The sequence below is a fragment of the Pseudonocardia yuanmonensis genome, assembly GCF_039542425.1.
GTDB lineage: Bacteria > Actinomycetota > Actinomycetes > Mycobacteriales > Pseudonocardiaceae > Pseudonocardia > Pseudonocardia yuanmonensis.
The window spans coordinates 1-16,070 of sequence record NZ_BAABIC010000044.1 but is presented as its reverse complement, the minus strand read 5'-3'; the positions used below and the strand labels follow the sequence as shown (position 1 = coordinate 16,070).

The window sequence follows — 16,070 nt, the reverse complement described above, 5'->3', positions numbered from 1 at the left end:
GCATCACACTCGGCCGCCCGCGCGGGATCACCGCCGCCTGGACCGAGGACCCCACCGGGCTGGTCCAGATCGAGGAACCCTTCCCCGAGCCGATGCTCCTCGCCAGCACGATCGAGCTGACCGACGGGCTCGCGGCCCGCAGCGTGAGCGGCCAGGGCCGGCTCGCCGAGGTGGCCGACACCGCCCGCTACGACCGCAAGCACACGCACTGCGACACCCTGGTCATCGGTGCCGGTCCGGCCGGGCTGCTCGCCGCGCGCACCGCGGTCCGGGCGGGGGAGAGCGTCGTCCTGCTCGACGACCGGCCCGTCGCCGGCGGCAGCCTGACCGGTACCGAGCGGATCGCCGGGCGCCCGGCGCTGCAGTTCGTCGCCGACACCGTCGCCGAGCTCGCCGCCCACCCCGACGTGCTGCACCTGCAGCGCACCACCGCCTTCGGGCACTACGACGACGGCTTCGTCCTGGCGCTGGAGCGGCGGACGGACCACCTCGGCGCGGCCGCACCCCGGCACCGCTCCCGGCAGCGGGTGCACCGCATCCGCGCCGAGCAGGTCGTCGTGGCCACCGGCGCCCACGAGCGGCCGATCGTGTGCACCGACAACGACCGCCCGGGCATCATGCTGGCCGCGTCGGCGCGGGACTACCTGCACCGCTACGGCGTCCTCGCCGGTCGCCGGGTCGTCGTGTTCACCAGCGACGACGCCGCCTACGCCGCGGCGACCGACCTGTCCGACGCCGGTGCCGAGGTCACGGTCCTCGACGCCCGCCCGGTCCCGCCCGCGCACTGGGTCACCCGGTGCGCCGAGCGCGGCGTGGCCGTGCATCCCGAGGCCGTGGTCATCGGGACCTCCGGCGAGGAGCGGATAACGGACGTCCAGGTCAGCGCGGCCGACGGTGGGCAGTGGACGCTGCCGACCGACCTGCTGCTGGTGTCCGGCGGCTGGAACCCGACCGCGCACCTGTTCAGCCACGTCAAGGGCCCCCTGGCCTACGACCCGGCGCTGGGCGCCTTCCGGCCCGGCGAGCCCCTGCCGGGGATCACCGTGGTCGGCGCCGCCAACGGCACCCTGGACCTGGCCGGCTGCCTGCGCGAGGGCGCCGGGGGCGACGCCCCGAGCACCGCGCCGGAGCCCGCGCCGACCCCCACCACCGTGTTGTGGCGCACCGCGGGCGACCAGACCCGCCAGTTCGTCGACATCCAGCGCGACGCGACCGTCGCCGACATCGCGCGAGCCGTCGGGGCGGGCATGCGGAGCGTGGAGCACGTCAAGCGCTACACGACCATCGGCACCGCCCACGACCAGGGCAAGACGTCCGGCGTGATCGCCTCCGGCATCGCCGCCGAGCTGCTCGGCCGTCCGGTCGAGGACCTCGGCACGACCACCTTCCGCCCGCCCTACACGCCCGTCGCGTTCGCCGCCCTGGCCGGGCGCGAGCGCGGGACGCTGTTCGACCCGGAGCGGACCACCGCGGTGCACTCCTGGCACGTCGAGGCCGGCGCGGTGTTCGAGGACGTCGGGCAGTGGAAGCGCGCCCGCTACTACCCGCGGCCGGGCGAGGACATGGACGCCGCCGTGCTGCGGGAGTGCGCCGCGGTCCGGCGCGGTGTCGGCATCCTCGACGGCTCCACCCTCGGCAAGATCGACGTCCAGGGGCCGGACGCCGGGGTGCTGCTCGACCGCGTCTACACGAACATGATGAGCAGCCTGAAGGTCGGACGCGTGCGCTACGGCGTGATGTGCGGCAACGACGGCATGGTCATCGACGACGGAACGGTCCTGCGCCTGGCCGAGGACCGCTTCCTGATCACGACCACGACCGGTGGCGCGGCGACGATCCTCGACTGGCTCGAGGAGTGGCTGCAGACCGAGTGGCCGGACCTGCGGGTGCGCCTGGCGTCGGTCACCGAGCAGTGGGCGGTCTTCCCGGTCGTCGGCCCGCGGTCGCGCGAGGTGATCGCCGAGGTCTTCGGCGACCTGGACGTGTCCAACGAGGCCTTCCCGTTCATGGCCCTGCGCGACACCGAGCTCGACGGGGTCCCCGTGCGGATCGCCCGGATCTCCTTCTCCGGCGAGCTCGCCTTCGAGGTCAACGTCAACTCCTGGTACGCGCGTGCGCTGTGGGAGCGGCTGCTCGAGGCCGGCGCGAAGTACGGCATCACGCCGTACGGCACCGAGACGATGCACGTGCTGCGCGCCGAGAAGGGCTACCCGATCATCGGACAGGACACGGACGGCACCGTCAGCCCGCACGACCTGGGCATGGAGTGGGCGGTGTCGAAGAAGAAGCCGGACTTCGTGGGCAAGCGCTCGTTCGCCCGCCCGGAGAACCGGAACCCGCTGCGCAAGCAGCTGGTCTCCCTGCTGCCCACCGACTCGCGCACGAAGCTGCCCGAGGGCTCGCAGATCGTCGAGTTCCGTGCCGACGGGGTGCTGCCCCCGCCGCCGGTGCCGATGCTCGGGCACGTCACGTCCAGCTACCACAGCGCCGAGCTGGGCCGCCCGTTCGCGCTGGCGCTGGTCAAGGGCGGCCGGGCCCGGATCGGGGAGATCGTGCACGTCCCGGTGGACGGCGCCCTCGTCCCCGCCGAGATCGGCGGATCGGTCCTCGTCGACCCGGAAGGAGCACGCCGCGATGGCTGACCGCACCCGGTCCCGCACCCCGTCCCGCCCGCTGTACCGCACCCACCCGCTCGAGAGCCGGAAGCAGGCCCTGGCCGAGCTCTCCGCCGAGCTCGCCGGTCCCGCCGGCGCGGGGCTGCGGATCGAGGCCGAGGCCGAGGTCGCCGCCGTCGACCTGCGGGTCGACCCCGACGGGCCGGGTGTCGACACCGCCTCGCGGGTGCTCGGGGCGGCCCTGCCGACCCGCCCCAACACCTGGACCCGCACCGGGGACGGGCAGCTGATCTGGCTCGGCCCGGACGAGTGGCTGGTCACCAGCGTCGCCGCGCAGCCGCACGAGTGGGAGCACACCCTCGTCGGTGCGGTCTCGCCCTACGGCGGCGCCGCGGTCGACGTCTCCGCGCAGCGCACCAGCATCCGCCTCCGCGGCACCCTCGCCCGGGAGCTGCTGTCCTTCGGCTGCTCGCTGGACCTGCGCCCCGCGGCCTTCCCCGCCGGGTCCGCCGCGCAGACCACGGTCGGGCTGACCGGGGTGCTGCTGCTCGCCCTCGCCGAGGACGACTACCGCCTCTTCGTGCGGCCGTCCTTCGCCGGCCACCTCGCGGACTGGCTGCTCGACGCCGCTCAGGAGTTCCGGACCGAGCTCCGCCCCGCTTTCCGTACCGAGCCCGCGCTCGCCACCACCTGACCCTGACGCACAGCGCGGCGGTCGCCGAGGACCGCCCGTGAGGAGAGACAGCATGAGCACCACCCCACGCGTCGTCATCATCGGAGCCGGGATCGTCGGGGCGAACCTGGCGGACGAGCTCACCCAGCGCGGCTGGGACCGGGTCACCGTCCTGGACCAGGGTCCGCTGCCGCTCACCGGCGGCTCGACCTCGCACGCGCCCGGCCTGGTCTTCCAGACCAACGCGTCGAAGACCATGACCGAGTTCGCCACCTACACCGTCGAGAAGCTCCTGAGCCTCGACGTCGACGGGGCCTGGTGCTTCAACCAGGTCGGCGGCCTCGAGGTCGCGACCACCCCGGAGCGGCTCGCCGACCTGCACCGCAAGCAGGGCTGGGCGACCTCCTGGGGCGTCCCGGGCGAGGTCGTCGGGGCGGAGGAGTGCGCGCGGCTGCACCCGCTGCTCGACCCCGAGCAGGTCCTCGGCGGCCTGCACACCCCGACCGACGGGCTGGCCAAGGCCTCCCGCGCCGTCGTCGCCCTGATGCGGCGCGCCGAGTCCCGCGGTGCGGAGTTCCGCGGCTCCACCCGGGTCGTCGGGATCACGCAGGCCGGCGGCCGGGTCACCGGGGTGCGGACCGACCGCGGCGAGGTGCCCGCCGACGTCGTCGTGTCCTGCGGCGGCTTCTGGGGCCGCGAGCTCGGCGAGCTGGTCGGGATGCGGGTGCCGCTGCTGCCGCTGGCCCACCAGTACGTGCGGACCGGGCAGGTCGCCGAGCTCGTCGGCCGCAACGACGAGCAGATCGAGGCCCGGATGCCGATCCTGCGCCACCAGGACCAGGACCTCTACTACCGCGAGCACAACGACTGCATCGGCATCGGCTCCTACGCCCACCGCCCGATGCCGGTGCGCATCGGCGACCTGCCCGAGGTCGACGACGACGACATGGGCGAGGCCGCCATGCCGTCGATGCTGCCGTTCACCGAGGAGGACTTCGCCCCCTCCTGGGAGCACAGCCAGCTGCTGCTCCCGTCGCTGCGGGAGGCGAAGATCGAGACCGGGTTCAACGGGATCTTCTCCTTCACCCCGGACGGCGGCCCGCTGATCGGCGAGTCCCCCGAGGTGGCCGGTTTCTGGATCGCCGAGGCGGTCTGGGTCACCCACTCCTCCGGCGTGGCCCGCGCGGTCGCCCAGCTGCTCGTCGACGGCCGCAGCGAGATCGAGCTGCACGGCTGCGACGTGGCCCGCTTCGACGAGTTCCAGACCACCGACGCCTACGTCGACGAGACCTCCCAGCGGAACTTCGTCGAGATCTACGACGTGCTGCACCCGCTGCAGCCCAAGGAGTCCCCGCGCGACCTGCGGGTCAGCCCGTTCCACGACCGGCAGAAGGAGCTCGGCGCCTTCTTCCTCGAGTCGCACGGCTGGGAGCGCCCGCACTGGTACGAGGCCAACGCGCACCTGGTCGACGAGCTGCCCGCCGAGTGGCAGCCGCCGGCGCGGGACGCCTGGTCGGCGATGTTCCACTCGCCGATCGCCGCCGCCGAGGCGTGGAAGACCCGCACCGGCGTGGCGCTCTACGACATGACCCCGCTCACGCGCATCGAGGTCAGCGGGCCCGGCGCGCTCGCGTTCCTCGAGCGGCTGACCACCGGGAAGATGGACAAGTCGGTCGGCTCGGTCACCTACACCCTCGCCCTCGACGAGGCCGGCGGGATCCGCAGCGACCTCACCGTCGCCCGCCTGGCCGAGGACCGCTTCCAGGTCGGCGCCAACGGCCGGCTCGACCTGGACTACCTGCAGCGCCAGGCGCCGCACGACCACAGCGTGCAGATCCGCGACATCACCGGCGGCACCTGCTGCATCGGCGTGTGGGGGCCGCTGGCCCGCGACCTGGTCCAGCCGCTCACCGGCGACGACTTCTCGAACGAGGGCCTCAAGTACTTCCGCGCCAAGGCCGCGCACCTCGGCGGGATCCCGGTCACCGCGATGCGGCTGTCCTACGTCGGCGAGCTCGGCTGGGAGATCTACACCAGCGCCGAGTACGGCCGGCGGCTGTGGGACGTGCTGTGGGAGGCCGGTCGTGACCTCGGCGTCATCGCCGCCGGGCGCGCGGCCTTCAACAGCCTGCGCCTGGAGAAGGGCTACCGCTCCTGGGGCACGGACATGACCACCGAGCACAACCCGTACGAGGCCGGCGTCGGCTTCGCGGTGCGGCCGCAGAAGGGCGAGTTCGTCGGCCGCGACGCGGTCGCCGGCCTGAGCGAGGAGACCGTCACCCGCCGGCTGACCTGCCTCACCGTCGACGACGGCCAGAGCGTCCTGCTCGGTCACGAGCCGGTGTTCCTCGACGGCCGGCCCGCGGGCCACGTCACCTCCGCCGCGTTCGGGCACACCATCGGCAGGCCCGTCGCCTACGCCTGGCTGCCCGCCGTCCAGGTCGGCACGTCGGTGGAGATCCAGTACTTCGACCGCAGGGTGCGCGCCACCGTCGCGGCCGAGCCGCTGGTCGACCCGGAGATGACCCGCATCCGCCGCTGATCCCTCGTCCCGGTCGCGGGTGGATGACCGCGGGCGCGCGGTCCGGTCGACCCGGGTCGCGCGCCCGCGCCGCCCTCGCCCGTCCAGCCCCCATCGTGAAGGACGCACCCATGCGCACGGACACCCTCGACGATTTCCTGCAGTCCCTCGCCGCGCGGGTCCCGGCGCCCGGCGGCGGCGCGAGCGCGGCGCTGCACGCCGCCCAGGCGGCCGCGCTCGTCGGCATGGTCGCCCGCTACAGCGACGGCGAGAAGTACGCCGAGCACGCCGACACCATCACCGCCGTCCGCGACGACTCCGACGAGTGCCGCCTGCTCGCGTTGACCCTCGCGGAGCAGGACGCTGCGGTGTTCGGCGCGGTCGGGTCCGCCTATGCGATGCCCCGCTCGACGGAGCAGGAGAAGACCGCACGCTCCCTCGCGATCGCGGCCGCCCTGGTCGAGGCCGGGCGCGTCCCGGCCCAGGTCGTCGCCTTGGCCGACCGGATCATCGGCCTGACCGAGTGGTTGCGGCCGATCGGCAACCCCAACGTCGTCAGCGACGTCGCCGCCGCGGCGGACGCGGCCCGCGCCGCCGCCTCCACCGCCCGGGTCAACGTGGAGATCAACTTGGTCGGCATCACCGACGCGGACGCCCGCGCCGAGCTCGCCGCCGCCCTCACCGGCGTCGACGACCTCCTCCTCCGCGCCGACAAGGTCACCGCCGCCGTCCGGGAGCAGATCATCCGATGACCACGCCCGTCACCCTCTCGCCCGCGCCGACCGGCACCGCTGTGCTCAGCGGGATCGAGCTGGCCCGCACCATCCGCGGCCGGGTGGCCCGGACCGCCGCCGAGCTGACCGCCGCCGGCACCCTGCCGAGGCTGGCCGTCGTGGTCGCGAACGACGACGAGTCCAGCGCCTGGTACGTGCGCTCCATCGCCAAGGCCGCCGCCGCGACCGGCATCCACTGCGAGGTCGTCGACCTCGGCCCGGACGTCGGCCCCGAGCGGATCCGGGCGGCGCTGCGCACCCTGAGCGACGACGTCGCCGTGCACGGGATCATGCTGCAGACCCCGCTGCCGCCGGATGCAAGCGTCGAGGACCTCGCCGCCGCGATCGCCCCGGAGAAGGACGTCGACGGGGTCAACCCGCTGTCGCTCGGCCGCCTCGCCGCGGGGCTGCCCGCCTTCGCCCCGGCCACCGCTGCCGCGGTCATGGCCCTGCTCGACCACCACGAGGTGCCCCTCGCAGGCCGCAACGCCGCCGTGGTCGGGCGGTCGAACGTCGTCGGCAAGCCCGTCGCCCAGCTGCTGCTGCAGCGCGACGCCACGGTCACCGTCTGCCACCGCCACACCAAGGACCTCGCCGAGCTCACCCGCCCGGCCGAGGTGCTCGTCGTCGCGGTCGGCCGGATCGGGCTGATCACCGCCGAGCACGTCGCCCCCGACGCGGTCGTGGTCGACGTGGGGACCAATCCCACTCCCGACGGCGGCCTCGTCGGCGACGTCGACGCGGCGGCGGTGACCGGACGGGTCGCCGGCCTGACACCGGTCCCCGGAGGGGTGGGTCCGGTCACCACGGCCCTGTTGCTGCAGCACACCGTCCGGTCGGCCGCACGGCCGGCCGCCACCTGACGCCTCCGAGGAGGCACACGATGACCGTCACGGACCTTCCTCGTACCCGTCCCGCCGTCCCGGGGGTGACCTCGCTGCTGCAGCGGCTCCGGGGCCCGCAGCCCCTGGTCTGCGGGATCCTCAACGTCACGCCCGACTCGTTCTCCGACGGCGGTGCCTTCGTCGACCGGGACGCCGCGGTCGCCCGCGGGCTCGGGATGGTCGCCGAGGGCGCCGACCTGATCGACATCGGCGGCGAGTCCACCCGCCCCGGGGCCCGGCCGCCCGGGGTGGCCGAGGAGCTCGACCGGGTCGTCCCGGTGGTGGAGGCACTGGCCGCACGGGTCTCGGTGCCGCTGTCGGTGGACACCTCCCGCCCGGAGGTCATGCGCGCCGCGGTCCGCGCCGGCGCCGCGCTGGTCAACGACGTGCGGGCCCTCCGCCACCCCGGAGCCGTAGGCACGGCCGCCGAGCTGGACGTGCCGGTGTGCCTGACGCACATGCCCAGGCCGCCGCACCTCATGCAGCGGGATCCCCGGTACGGCGACGTGCTCGCGGACGTGCGGGCGTTCCTGCGCGCCCGGATCGACGCCTGCCTCGAGGCCGGGATCCGCCCGGAGCACCTGATCGTCGATCCCGGGTTCGGCTTCGGGAAGACCCTGGAGCACAACCTCGCGCTGCTCGGCTCGCTCCGTGCCTTCACCGAGCTCGGCGCACCGATCATGGTCGGGTTGTCGCGCAAGGCCATGCTCGGCCGCATCACGGGGCGTCCGGTCGACCGGCGGGAGGCCGCGTCCGTCGCCGCCGCCCTGCTCGCCGTGCAGCGCGGCGCCCGGATCGTGCGGGTGCACGACGTGGCGCCCACGGTCGACGCCCTCGCGGTCCTCGAGGCGCTGGGCTGACCCGTGCCCCGCCCTCCCGCGGGCCGGACCGGGTCAGATGATCGCCCGGATCGCCTTCTCGAAGCCCTCGACGTGCTCGCGGGCGAGCCGCTCGGCCTCGTCCGCCTCGCCGCCGGCGATGGCGCGCAGCAGGCCCGCGTGCTCGCCGACGTGCCGGTCGAAGTGCGCCATGCGGTCCAGGAACAGGCAGAAGATCCGGGTCGCCAGGTTGTTGTAGCGCACGAGGGTGTCCTCCAGGTGCGGGTTGCCCGCCGCCCGGTAGATCGCCCGGTGCACCCGCAGGTCCCAGCGCATGAGTTCGTGGCGCTCCAGCGTCCGCACGTCCAGGGCCTCGGTGGCCTCGGCCAGGTCCGCCAGCTCCGCCCGCACGGCGGGGCCCGCGACGCGCGTGGCCCGGCGCGCGGCCAGGGGCTCGAGCTGGTCGCGGATCTCGGAGATGTAGGCGAGGTCGGTGATGTCCACGCCGGTCGCGAAGGTGCCCCGCCGCGGGTACGACACGACCAGCCGGTCCACCTCCAGGCGCTTCAGTGCCTCGCGGACCGGGGTGCGGCCGACTCCGAGCGACTCGATCAGGGCCACGTCGTCGATGGGTGCCATCGGCGGGATGTCGAGCATGATCAGCCGGTCCTGGATCGCGAGGTACGCGCGATCGGCCAGGGACATGGGCACGGACGCCGGGGCGGGCGCGGACGAGGGCGCGGGCGTCGACGTCAGGGCGGGAGTCGGGGCCGGCTCGAGCTCCTGCGGGGCAGCGGTCACGGACATCATCCTAGTGCCTGAGATCCACGGAGCGAGTTGACGACATTCATCCACCATACCACTTGCCACACACTGATATACCAGTTTAGTATCTGCTTGCTCCGCGTGGAGAGACCGCGCCGACCGGCAGAGGAGCGCGCATGACGATCTCGGTGTTCGACCTGTTCAAGGTCGGTATCGGCCCCTCGAGCTCGCACACGGTCGGGCCGATGCGCGCGGCCTGGTCGTTCGTCTCCCGGCTGCGGGAGACCGGGCTGCTCGCCCGGACCGCGGCGGTGCGCTGTGAGCTGTTCGGTTCGCTCGGGGCCACCGGGCACGGCCACGGCTCGGTCAAGGCCGTGGTCCTCGGCCTGGCGGGGGAGCAGCCGCACCTGGTGGACCCGGTGGCCGCCGATCCGGCGGTCGAGGCGGTGCGCACCGAGCGGCGGATCGTGCTCGGCGGGGAGCACAAGATCGAGTTCTCGGTCGACGACGACGTCGTGCTGCACCGGCGGAAGCGCCTGGACTTCCACTCCAACGGCATGGTCTTCACCGCCTCCGACGCCGAGGGCACCGATCTCGACCGCCGTGAGTACTACTCGGTCGGCGGCGGGTTCGTGCTCGACGAGGACGACGCCGGCCGCCCGGTCCTGGTCGAGGACCCGACCCCGGTCCGGTACCCGTTCACCACCGGGGACGGGCTGCTCGCGCTGACGCGGGAGACCGGGCTGCGGATCAGCGACGTCATGCTGGCCAACGAGCTGTCCTGGCGCAGCGAGGAGGAGATCCGCGCCGGCCTGCTGCACATCTGGTCGGTGATGCGTGAGTGCGTGGAGCGCGGCACGCACACCACCGGGGTGCTACCCGGTGGGCTGAAGGTCCGCCGGCGTGCGGCCGCGCTGCGGGCGCGCCTGGAGTCCGACGCCGACGAGTCCGACGCGCTGCGCGCGATGGAGTGGGTCACCCTCTGGGCGCTCGCGGTCAACGAGGAGAACGCCGCGGGCGGGCGGGTGGTGACCGCCCCGACCAACGGTGCCGCCGGGATCGTGCCCGCCGTCCTGCACTACGCCGCGCGGTTCCTGCCCGCCTTCGACGACGACGCCGCCGTGCGGTTCCTGCTCACCGCCGGCGCGATCGGGCTGTTGTTCAAGGAGAACGCCTCCATCTCCGGCGCCGAGGTCGGCTGCCAGGGCGAGGTCGGCTCGGCCTGCTCCATGGCCGCCGGCGGCCTCGCCGAGCTCCTCGGCGGCACCCCGGAGCAGGTGGAGAACGCCGCCGAGATCGGCATCGAGCACAACCTGGGCCTGACCTGCGACCCGGTCGGCGGGCTGGTGCAGATCCCCTGCATCGAGCGCAACGCCGTGGCCTCGGTCAAGGCCATCACCGCCGCCCGGATGGCCGTGCGCGGCGACGGCGCCCACCACGTCTCGCTGGACAAGGCGATCAGGACCATGCGCGAGACGGGTGCGGACATGAAGGACAAGTACAAGGAGACCGCCCGCGGCGGGCTGGCTCTCACCGTCGTGGAGTGCTGAGTTCAATGCTGGAGACCCCTGTGACCCGCTCGTTCATCCTCACCCTGAGCTGCCCCAACCGCACCGGCATCGTCCGGGCGGTCAGCGCCTACCTGTTCGAACACGGCTGCGACATCAGCGAGTACCAGCAGTTCGACGACTCGGTCCGGAACCGGCTGTTCCTGCGCACCGTGGTCACCACCGACGACGAGGTCGACCTCGAGGCCATGGCCCGCGGGTTCGAGCCGGTCGCCGCGGACTTCGCCATGGACTTCAGCTTCTCGCCGGCGCAGGACGCCCGGGTGCTGGTCATGGTGTCCAAGCTCGGGCACTGCCTCAACGACCTGATCTTCCGCTGGCGGGCCGGCAGCCTCGGCGCCGAGATCGTGGCCGTCGTGTCCAACCACGAGGACCTGCGCCCGATGGCCGAGGGTGCCGGGCTGCCGTTCGTGCACGTGCCGGTCACCCCCGAGACCAAGCCGCAGGCCGAGGCCCGGCTGCTGGAGCTGGTCGACGAGTACGACGCGGAGCTCGTCGTGCTGGCCCGCTACATGCAGGTGCTCTCCGACCAGACCTGCAAGGCCCTGCACGGTCGCGCCATCAACATCCACCACTCCTTCCTGCCCGGGTTCAAGGGCGCCAAGCCCTACCACCAGGCCTACGACCGCGGGGTCAAGCTCGTCGGCGCCACGGCCCACTACGTGACCCCGGATCTCGACGAGGGCCCGATCATCGAGCAGGAGGTCATCCGGATCGACCACGCCTACGACCCGAAGGCACTGCAGACCGTCGGCCGGGACGCCGAGGCGCTGGCCCTGTCCCGGGCGGTGCGCTGGCACTGCGAGCGCCGGGTGCTGCTCAACGGGCACAGCACCGTCGTCTTCCGGTGAGCCGGGAGAAGGGCGTGGGGGAGGGCCGTGCGTGAGGGGGCCGTCGCGAGCCTGAACGCCCTCCTCGCCCGGATCGACCCGGGCACCGGCGTGATCGCTCCCCCGAACCCGGCGCCCGCCGGTTCCCGGCGCTCCGACGGTGCCGCGCCCTTCGAGGAGGCCGTGCGCTTCGAGGAGGCCGCGCCCTTCGAGGAGGCCGCGCCCTTCGAGGAGGCCGTGCGCTACCTCTACGAGGAGCTCACCCCCGGCGGCGCCGCGCGTGCCGTGCACGGCGCCGGCACCGGCCGCGCCCGGGACCTGCTGCGCCGGCTCGGCGATCCGCAGAACGCGGTGCCGGTCGTGCACGTCGCCGGCACCGCCGGCAAGGGCTCGGTCTGCGCCTTCACCGCGGAGGTCCTCGCGGCGCACGGGTTCCGCGTCGGGGCCCACAGCTCTCCGCACGCCTACTCCCTGCGCGAACGGTTCCGCCTCGACGGACGGCCGGTCGCCGCCGGGCTGCTGGTCGACGAGCTCGACCGGCTCCGGCCCGCGATCGCCGCGGTCGAGCGCGCGGGCCTCGGGCGGCCGACGTTCTTCGAGGTCACCACCGCGCTCGCGTTCGGGTTGTTCGCCGGCCGCGTGGACTACGGCGTGATCGAGACCGGCATCGGCGGGCTGCTCGACGCCACCAACGTCGTCGACCGCCGGGACAAGCTCGCCGTGCTCACCCCGATCGGGCTCGACCACACGGACCTCCTCGGCGGCACGCTGCCCGAGATCGCGGCGCACAAGGCCGGGATCCTGCCCCGTGGCGGGCTGGGCATCAGCGTCCGCAACGGCGCCGCGGTCGACGAGGTCATCGCCGGCGAGGCCGGCCGCCGGGACACCGGGCTGGAGTTCGTCGACGCCGCGGCCGCGGTCCGGGAGGCCGGCACCGGGGAATGCGGGACGGTGCTGCGCCTGCCCGGGTGGGGCGACCTCCCGCTCGGGCTCCCGGGGCGTCACCAGGCCGGGAACGCGGTGCTCGCGCTGCGCGCGGTCGCCGCCCTCGCCCGCCGCGACGGTTGGGCACTCGATCCCGGAGCCGTCCGCGCCGGTCTGGCCCGCACCGCACTGCCGGGCCGGTTCGAACGGCGCAGCGTCGACGGGCGCACGGTCGTCCTCGACGGCGCGCACAACGCCCTCAAGCTCGCCTCCGTCGCGCGCACCGTGACCGAGCTGTACCCCCGGCGCATCGTCACGTGGGTGCTGGCGTTCAAGCACGACAAGGACCTCGACGCGGCGCTCCGGGCCATCGCGCCGGCCGCCGGGCTCGTCGTCGCCACCGAGTTCGGCACAGGCCCCGGCACGGACGGCGGCGGTCCCGCTCCACGGTCCCGCCCGGCCGAGGACGTCGCCGGCGCCGCCCGGGCCGCCGGGATCCCCGTCGCGGTCGAGCCCGACCCCGTGGCGGCGCTCCGCCGAGCCCGGACCGCCACCCCCACCGGGGCGCCGATCGTGGTCAGCGGCTCCTTCCACCTGCTCGCCGCGCTCGACGCCGCCGCGCGACCGGCGCCGTCCCCTTGCCCCTGAGCGTCCCCGGTGGTCAGCAGGCGACGCTCGCCGCAGGCCGGGAAGCGGGCTCGATGTGGGCGAACGCGCTGCGGGCGTTCCAGGTGGGGAAGGCCCGCACGAGCCAGGAAGGGCCGTGCAGTTGGATGCGGCGGTCGCGGACGGCCTCGACCCAGGCCTGCTGGCCGGCGTGCCACTTGACGAAGGCCTCGGCCTCCGCGGTGATGTAGAGGTCCTCGTCGACGCCGGGGTAGGTCCTGCAGATCTCGGTGTCCCGGTGCTCGATCAGCAGCCAGTACCGCTCGGGCCGGCGGCGGCCGGTGAAGTCGAAGCGGATGACGACGCGCCGATCCGGGAGCAGGTCCCGACGGAGCATGTTGCACATCGACCACAGCGCCACGAACGGATCGAGGTGCTCGGGGGCGATCTCGAGCCAGGCGGCACCCCACTCGCCGAGCGACACACAGACCTTGAAGAGGTCGTGACCGGCGGGCGTGAGCTCGTAATGGCGCCCGCGCCCGTCGGGCTTGGGAGCCGACTCGACGATGCCGAGCCGTTCGAGCTGCTTGAGCCGCTGGGAGAGCACGGTGCGGGAGAGCCCGGGCGCGCCCTCCAGGATCGTGCCGAAGCTTCCGCAGCCCAGCCACAGGTTGCGGATGATCAGTGGCGTCCACCGCTCGGCGAAGATCTCGGCACCACGGGCGATGGGGCAGTACTGGCCGTAGGTCCGCACGACGACAGAGTCGCGCTCCTGCCTCCGGGTGGGAAGTCCGGATTGTTGACTTCACGCCCGCGGTCTCCGGCGGTGCGATGAAGCCGCCGAGAGCGGACGACCGGTGACGACACCCGTCCGCGACGGCTCGGCCACCTGGACGAGGAGGTAACCGCGATGGAGATCGACGGGTTCCGGGGCCAGCTGATCACCGCTGACCACGCCGGCTACGACACGGCCCGGTCCGTGTGGAACGGCGCCGTCGACCGGCGTCCCCGGCTGATCGCCCGCTGCGGCGGGACCGCGGACGTCGTTGCGGCCGTGCGCTTCGCCCGGGACCACGACCTGGAGATCGCCGTACGGGGCGGGGGCCACAATGTGGCGGGTACCGCCGTGTGCGACGGCGGGATCGTCGTCGACCTCTCGGCCATGCGGGCCGTGTGGGTCGACCCCGTGAGCCGCACGGCCCGGGTCCGGGGCGGGGCGCTGTGGGGCGACGTCGACCACGAGTCACAGGCGTACGGTCTGGCCACCACGGGCGGGATCATCGGCCACACCGGCGTCGCCGGGCTCACGCTGGGCGGCGGCATCGGTTTCCTCATGCGCAGGCACGGGCTCGCCGTCGACAACCTGCTCGCCGCCGAGGTCGTGACGGCCGACGGCCGGATCGTCCGGGCGTCCGCGGACGAGCACCCCGATCTGTTCTGGGCGCTGCGTGGCGGCGGCGGCAACTTCGGCGTCGTCACCTCGTTCCGGTTCGCCCTGCATCCCCTCGGCCCGAGCGTCGTGGCCGGGCCCGTCTTCTGGGCGGCCGACGAGACGCCCGCCGTGCTGCGCTTCTACCGGGACTTCGCTTCCCGAGCACCGGACGAGCTCGGCACCGTCGTCAGGCTCGGCACCGTTCCCCCGCTGCCGGCCATCCCGGAGCACCTGCACTGGCAGCCCGCGATCGCCGTCATCTGCTGCTACGCCGGAGCCGTGGAGGACGGCGAGCGCGCGGTGCGGGACCTCCGCCGCTTCGGGTCACCGCTCGTCGACCTGCTCGCACCGACGCCGTACGCCGCCTTCCAGGGCGCCGCCGACGACACCGTCCTGCACGGGTGGCACTACTACTGGAAGGCGACGGACCTCGCCGGCCTCACCGACGACGCCATCTCCGTGATCGCCGATCACGCGTATGCCGCCCGCTCGCCCCGCTCGTACTCGGCGATGTTCCACATGGGCGGTGCCGTCGCCCGGGTCCCCCACGACGCCACCGCCTACGGCGCCCGCGACGTGGCCCACAACATCGTCATCGACGCCGTCTGGCTTCCCGACGAGCCCGGCGAGCACGCCGCGGCGGAGTCCGCGTGGGCGCGGCGGTTCCTCCACGCCCTCCGACCGCATCGTGCCGGCAGCGTCTACGTCAACTTCCTCGACTCCGACGACGACAGCAGCCGCGTCCGAGAGGCCTACGAGGAACACGCCTACCGGCGGCTCGCCGAGGTCAAGGCCACCTACGACCCCGCCAACGCCTTCCACCACAACAGGAACATCCGCCCCCGCCCGCCCGGAGCAGCCGGAGCCGGCGACCACAGACCCGCTGCGTGACCCGGTGGCGCGTCGCCCGCCGCGGGGTCGGGACCCCGCGGCGGGCGGCGCAGCTCAGGAACGGTCACGATCCACCGGGACCGGGCCCGGCTCACCGGGCAGGATCGTGTGTCCGCCGCGGGCCTCGGCCTCGTGGGTCGCGTCGGTCCTCGTCTTCGGCTTCACGTTGAGGATGAAGTCGCCGGCGTGGGCCGTCATGCCGTAGTCCACGGCCTGCTCGACGGCCTGACCCGCCCGGACCTGGCGGCGGATCAGCGGATCGGACCGCAGGTCCTTCCACAACGCCACGCACAGCAGCACCATGATGATCACGAACGGCAGCGCCATGATGATGGTGATGTTCTGGATGCCGGTCAGGGCGTCGTCACCGCCGACCAGCAGCATGATCGCCGCGATCGCCCCCATGACCGTGCCCCAGAAGACGACGATCCCGCGGCTGGGCTCGATGGAACCCCGCTGGGAGATCGTGCCCATGACGACCGAGGCGGCGTCGGCGCCGGAGACGAAGAAGATCGCCACGAGCAGCATCGCGACGACGCTGAGCACCGAGCCGACCGGGAAGGACTGCAGCAGCCCGAACAGCTTCTCCTCCTGTCCGCCGGAGGCGAGGTCCGTGCCGGCCTGCTGGGCGGAGATCGCCGCACCGCCGAAGATGGCGAACCAGACCAGCGACACCACGCTCGGGATCAGGATGACGCCCGCGATGAACTGGCGGATCGTGCGGCCGCGGCTGATGCGGGCGATGAACATGCCGACGAACGGGGTCCAGG

13 protein-coding genes are annotated in these 16,070 nt (G+C 73.6%); 10 read left to right on the top strand and 3 right to left on the bottom strand.

The window, feature by feature from the left end; genetic code table 11:
- The first annotated feature begins 2 nt into the window (after positions 1 to 2).
- The 6 genes from ABD990_RS33720 to folP all read left to right on the top strand — a co-directional run bounded on the left by ABD990_RS33720 (position 3) and on the right by folP (position 8,326).
- Positions 3 to 2,642, top strand: a complete 2,640-nt coding sequence (locus ABD990_RS33720; RefSeq protein WP_345384873.1) for an FAD-dependent oxidoreductase — start codon at positions 3 to 5, stop codon at positions 2,640 to 2,642.
- Positions 2,635 to 3,309, top strand: coding sequence for a sarcosine oxidase subunit gamma (locus ABD990_RS33715; protein WP_345384872.1), 675 nt, complete (start codon positions 2,635 to 2,637; stop codon positions 3,307 to 3,309). Before ABD990_RS33720 ends, ABD990_RS33715 begins: the two co-directional genes overlap by 8 nt.
- Before the next feature lie 52 nt (positions 3,310 to 3,361).
- Positions 3,362 to 5,830: a GcvT family protein gene (locus tag ABD990_RS33710; RefSeq protein ID WP_345384871.1), complete on the top strand. Its 2,469-nt coding sequence runs from the start codon at positions 3,362 to 3,364 to the stop codon at positions 5,828 to 5,830.
- 110 nt (positions 5,831 to 5,940) lie between these two features.
- Positions 5,941 to 6,561, top strand: a complete 621-nt coding sequence (locus ABD990_RS33705; protein ID WP_345384870.1) for a cyclodeaminase/cyclohydrolase family protein — start codon at positions 5,941 to 5,943, stop codon at positions 6,559 to 6,561.
- On the top strand, positions 6,558 to 7,445 hold the full coding sequence (locus ABD990_RS33700; RefSeq protein ID WP_345384869.1) for a bifunctional 5,10-methylenetetrahydrofolate dehydrogenase/5,10-methenyltetrahydrofolate cyclohydrolase: 888 nt from the start codon (positions 6,558 to 6,560) through the stop codon (positions 7,443 to 7,445). The genes ABD990_RS33705 and ABD990_RS33700 overlap by 4 nt, the downstream gene beginning before the upstream one ends.
- Positions 7,446 to 7,465: 20 nt before the next feature.
- Complete coding sequence (folP, locus tag ABD990_RS33695) at positions 7,466 to 8,326, top strand: dihydropteroate synthase (RefSeq protein WP_345384868.1); 861 nt, start codon at positions 7,466 to 7,468, stop codon at positions 8,324 to 8,326.
- 33 nt (positions 8,327 to 8,359) lie between these two features.
- Here the strand turns inward: folP and ABD990_RS33690 are convergent, their stop codons facing one another.
- Positions 8,360 to 8,989, bottom strand: a complete 630-nt coding sequence (locus ABD990_RS33690) for a GntR family transcriptional regulator (RefSeq protein ID WP_345384875.1) — start codon at positions 8,987 to 8,989, stop codon at positions 8,360 to 8,362.
- A gap of 236 nt (positions 8,990 to 9,225) precedes the next feature.
- On the opposite strand from ABD990_RS33690, the gene ABD990_RS33685 reads away from it, so the two are divergent.
- Genes ABD990_RS33685 through ABD990_RS33675 form a run of 3 tightly spaced genes read left to right on the top strand, consistent with a single transcriptional unit; the run spans position 9,226 to position 13,019 of the window.
- Entirely contained in the window at positions 9,226 to 10,599 is a 1,374-nt protein-coding gene (locus ABD990_RS33685; RefSeq protein WP_345384867.1) for an L-serine ammonia-lyase, read from the top strand.
- Between the two features lie 5 nt (positions 10,600 to 10,604).
- Entirely contained in the window at positions 10,605 to 11,468 is an 864-nt protein-coding gene (gene purU, locus ABD990_RS33680) for a formyltetrahydrofolate deformylase (RefSeq protein ID WP_425569719.1), read from the top strand.
- Positions 11,469 to 11,495: 27 nt separating this feature from the next.
- A complete protein-coding gene (locus tag ABD990_RS33675) occupies positions 11,496 to 13,019 on the top strand; it encodes a bifunctional folylpolyglutamate synthase/dihydrofolate synthase (protein WP_345384866.1) in 1,524 nt (507 codons plus the stop codon).
- A 13-nt stretch (positions 13,020 to 13,032) separates the two neighbouring features.
- Here ABD990_RS33675 and ABD990_RS33670 read toward each other — a convergent pair whose 3' ends face one another.
- The gene (locus tag ABD990_RS33670; protein WP_345384865.1) at positions 13,033 to 13,731 is read right to left on the bottom strand and encodes a winged helix-turn-helix transcriptional regulator; all 699 of its coding nucleotides are present in this window, start codon (positions 13,729 to 13,731) and stop codon (positions 13,033 to 13,035) included.
- Positions 13,732 to 13,887: 156 nt separating this feature from the next.
- Here ABD990_RS33670 and ABD990_RS33665 point away from each other — a divergent pair, with 156 nt between their 5' ends.
- Entirely contained in the window at positions 13,888 to 15,300 is a 1,413-nt protein-coding gene (locus ABD990_RS33665) for an FAD-binding oxidoreductase (RefSeq protein ID WP_345384864.1), read from the top strand.
- Positions 15,301 to 15,354: 54 nt separating this feature from the next.
- Here ABD990_RS33665 and ABD990_RS33660 read toward each other — a convergent pair.
- Positions 15,355 to 16,070: BCCT family transporter (locus tag ABD990_RS33660; protein WP_345384863.1), on the bottom strand; the 716-nt coding region annotated here is incomplete at its 5' end.

What these genes read in the sequence shown, in the direction of transcription:
- ABD990_RS33710 (WP_345384871.1), top strand. Translation starts at nt 3,362, where the DNA reads ATGAGCACCACCCCACGCGTCGTCATCATCGGAGCCGGGATCGTCGGG.
- ABD990_RS33705 (WP_345384870.1), top strand. Translation starts at nt 5,941, where the DNA reads ATGCGCACGGACACCCTCGACGATTTCCTGCAGTCCCTCGCCGCGCGG.
- ABD990_RS33665 (WP_345384864.1), top strand. Translation starts at nt 13,888, where the DNA reads ATGGAGATCGACGGGTTCCGGGGCCAGCTGATCACCGCTGACCACGCC.
- ABD990_RS33715 (WP_345384872.1), top strand. Translation starts at nt 2,635, where the DNA reads ATGGCTGACCGCACCCGGTCCCGCACCCCGTCCCGCCCGCTGTACCGC.
- folP (WP_345384868.1), top strand. Translation starts at nt 7,466, where the DNA reads ATGACCGTCACGGACCTTCCTCGTACCCGTCCCGCCGTCCCGGGGGTG.
- purU (WP_425569719.1), top strand. Translation starts at nt 10,605, where the DNA reads ATGCTGGAGACCCCTGTGACCCGCTCGTTCATCCTCACCCTGAGCTGC.
- ABD990_RS33690 (WP_345384875.1), bottom strand. Translation starts at nt 8,989, where the DNA reads ATGTCCCTGGCCGATCGCGCGTACCTCGCGATCCAGGACCGGCTGATC.
- ABD990_RS33700 (WP_345384869.1), top strand. Translation starts at nt 6,558, where the DNA reads ATGACCACGCCCGTCACCCTCTCGCCCGCGCCGACCGGCACCGCTGTG.
- ABD990_RS33685 (WP_345384867.1), top strand. Translation starts at nt 9,226, where the DNA reads ATGACGATCTCGGTGTTCGACCTGTTCAAGGTCGGTATCGGCCCCTCG.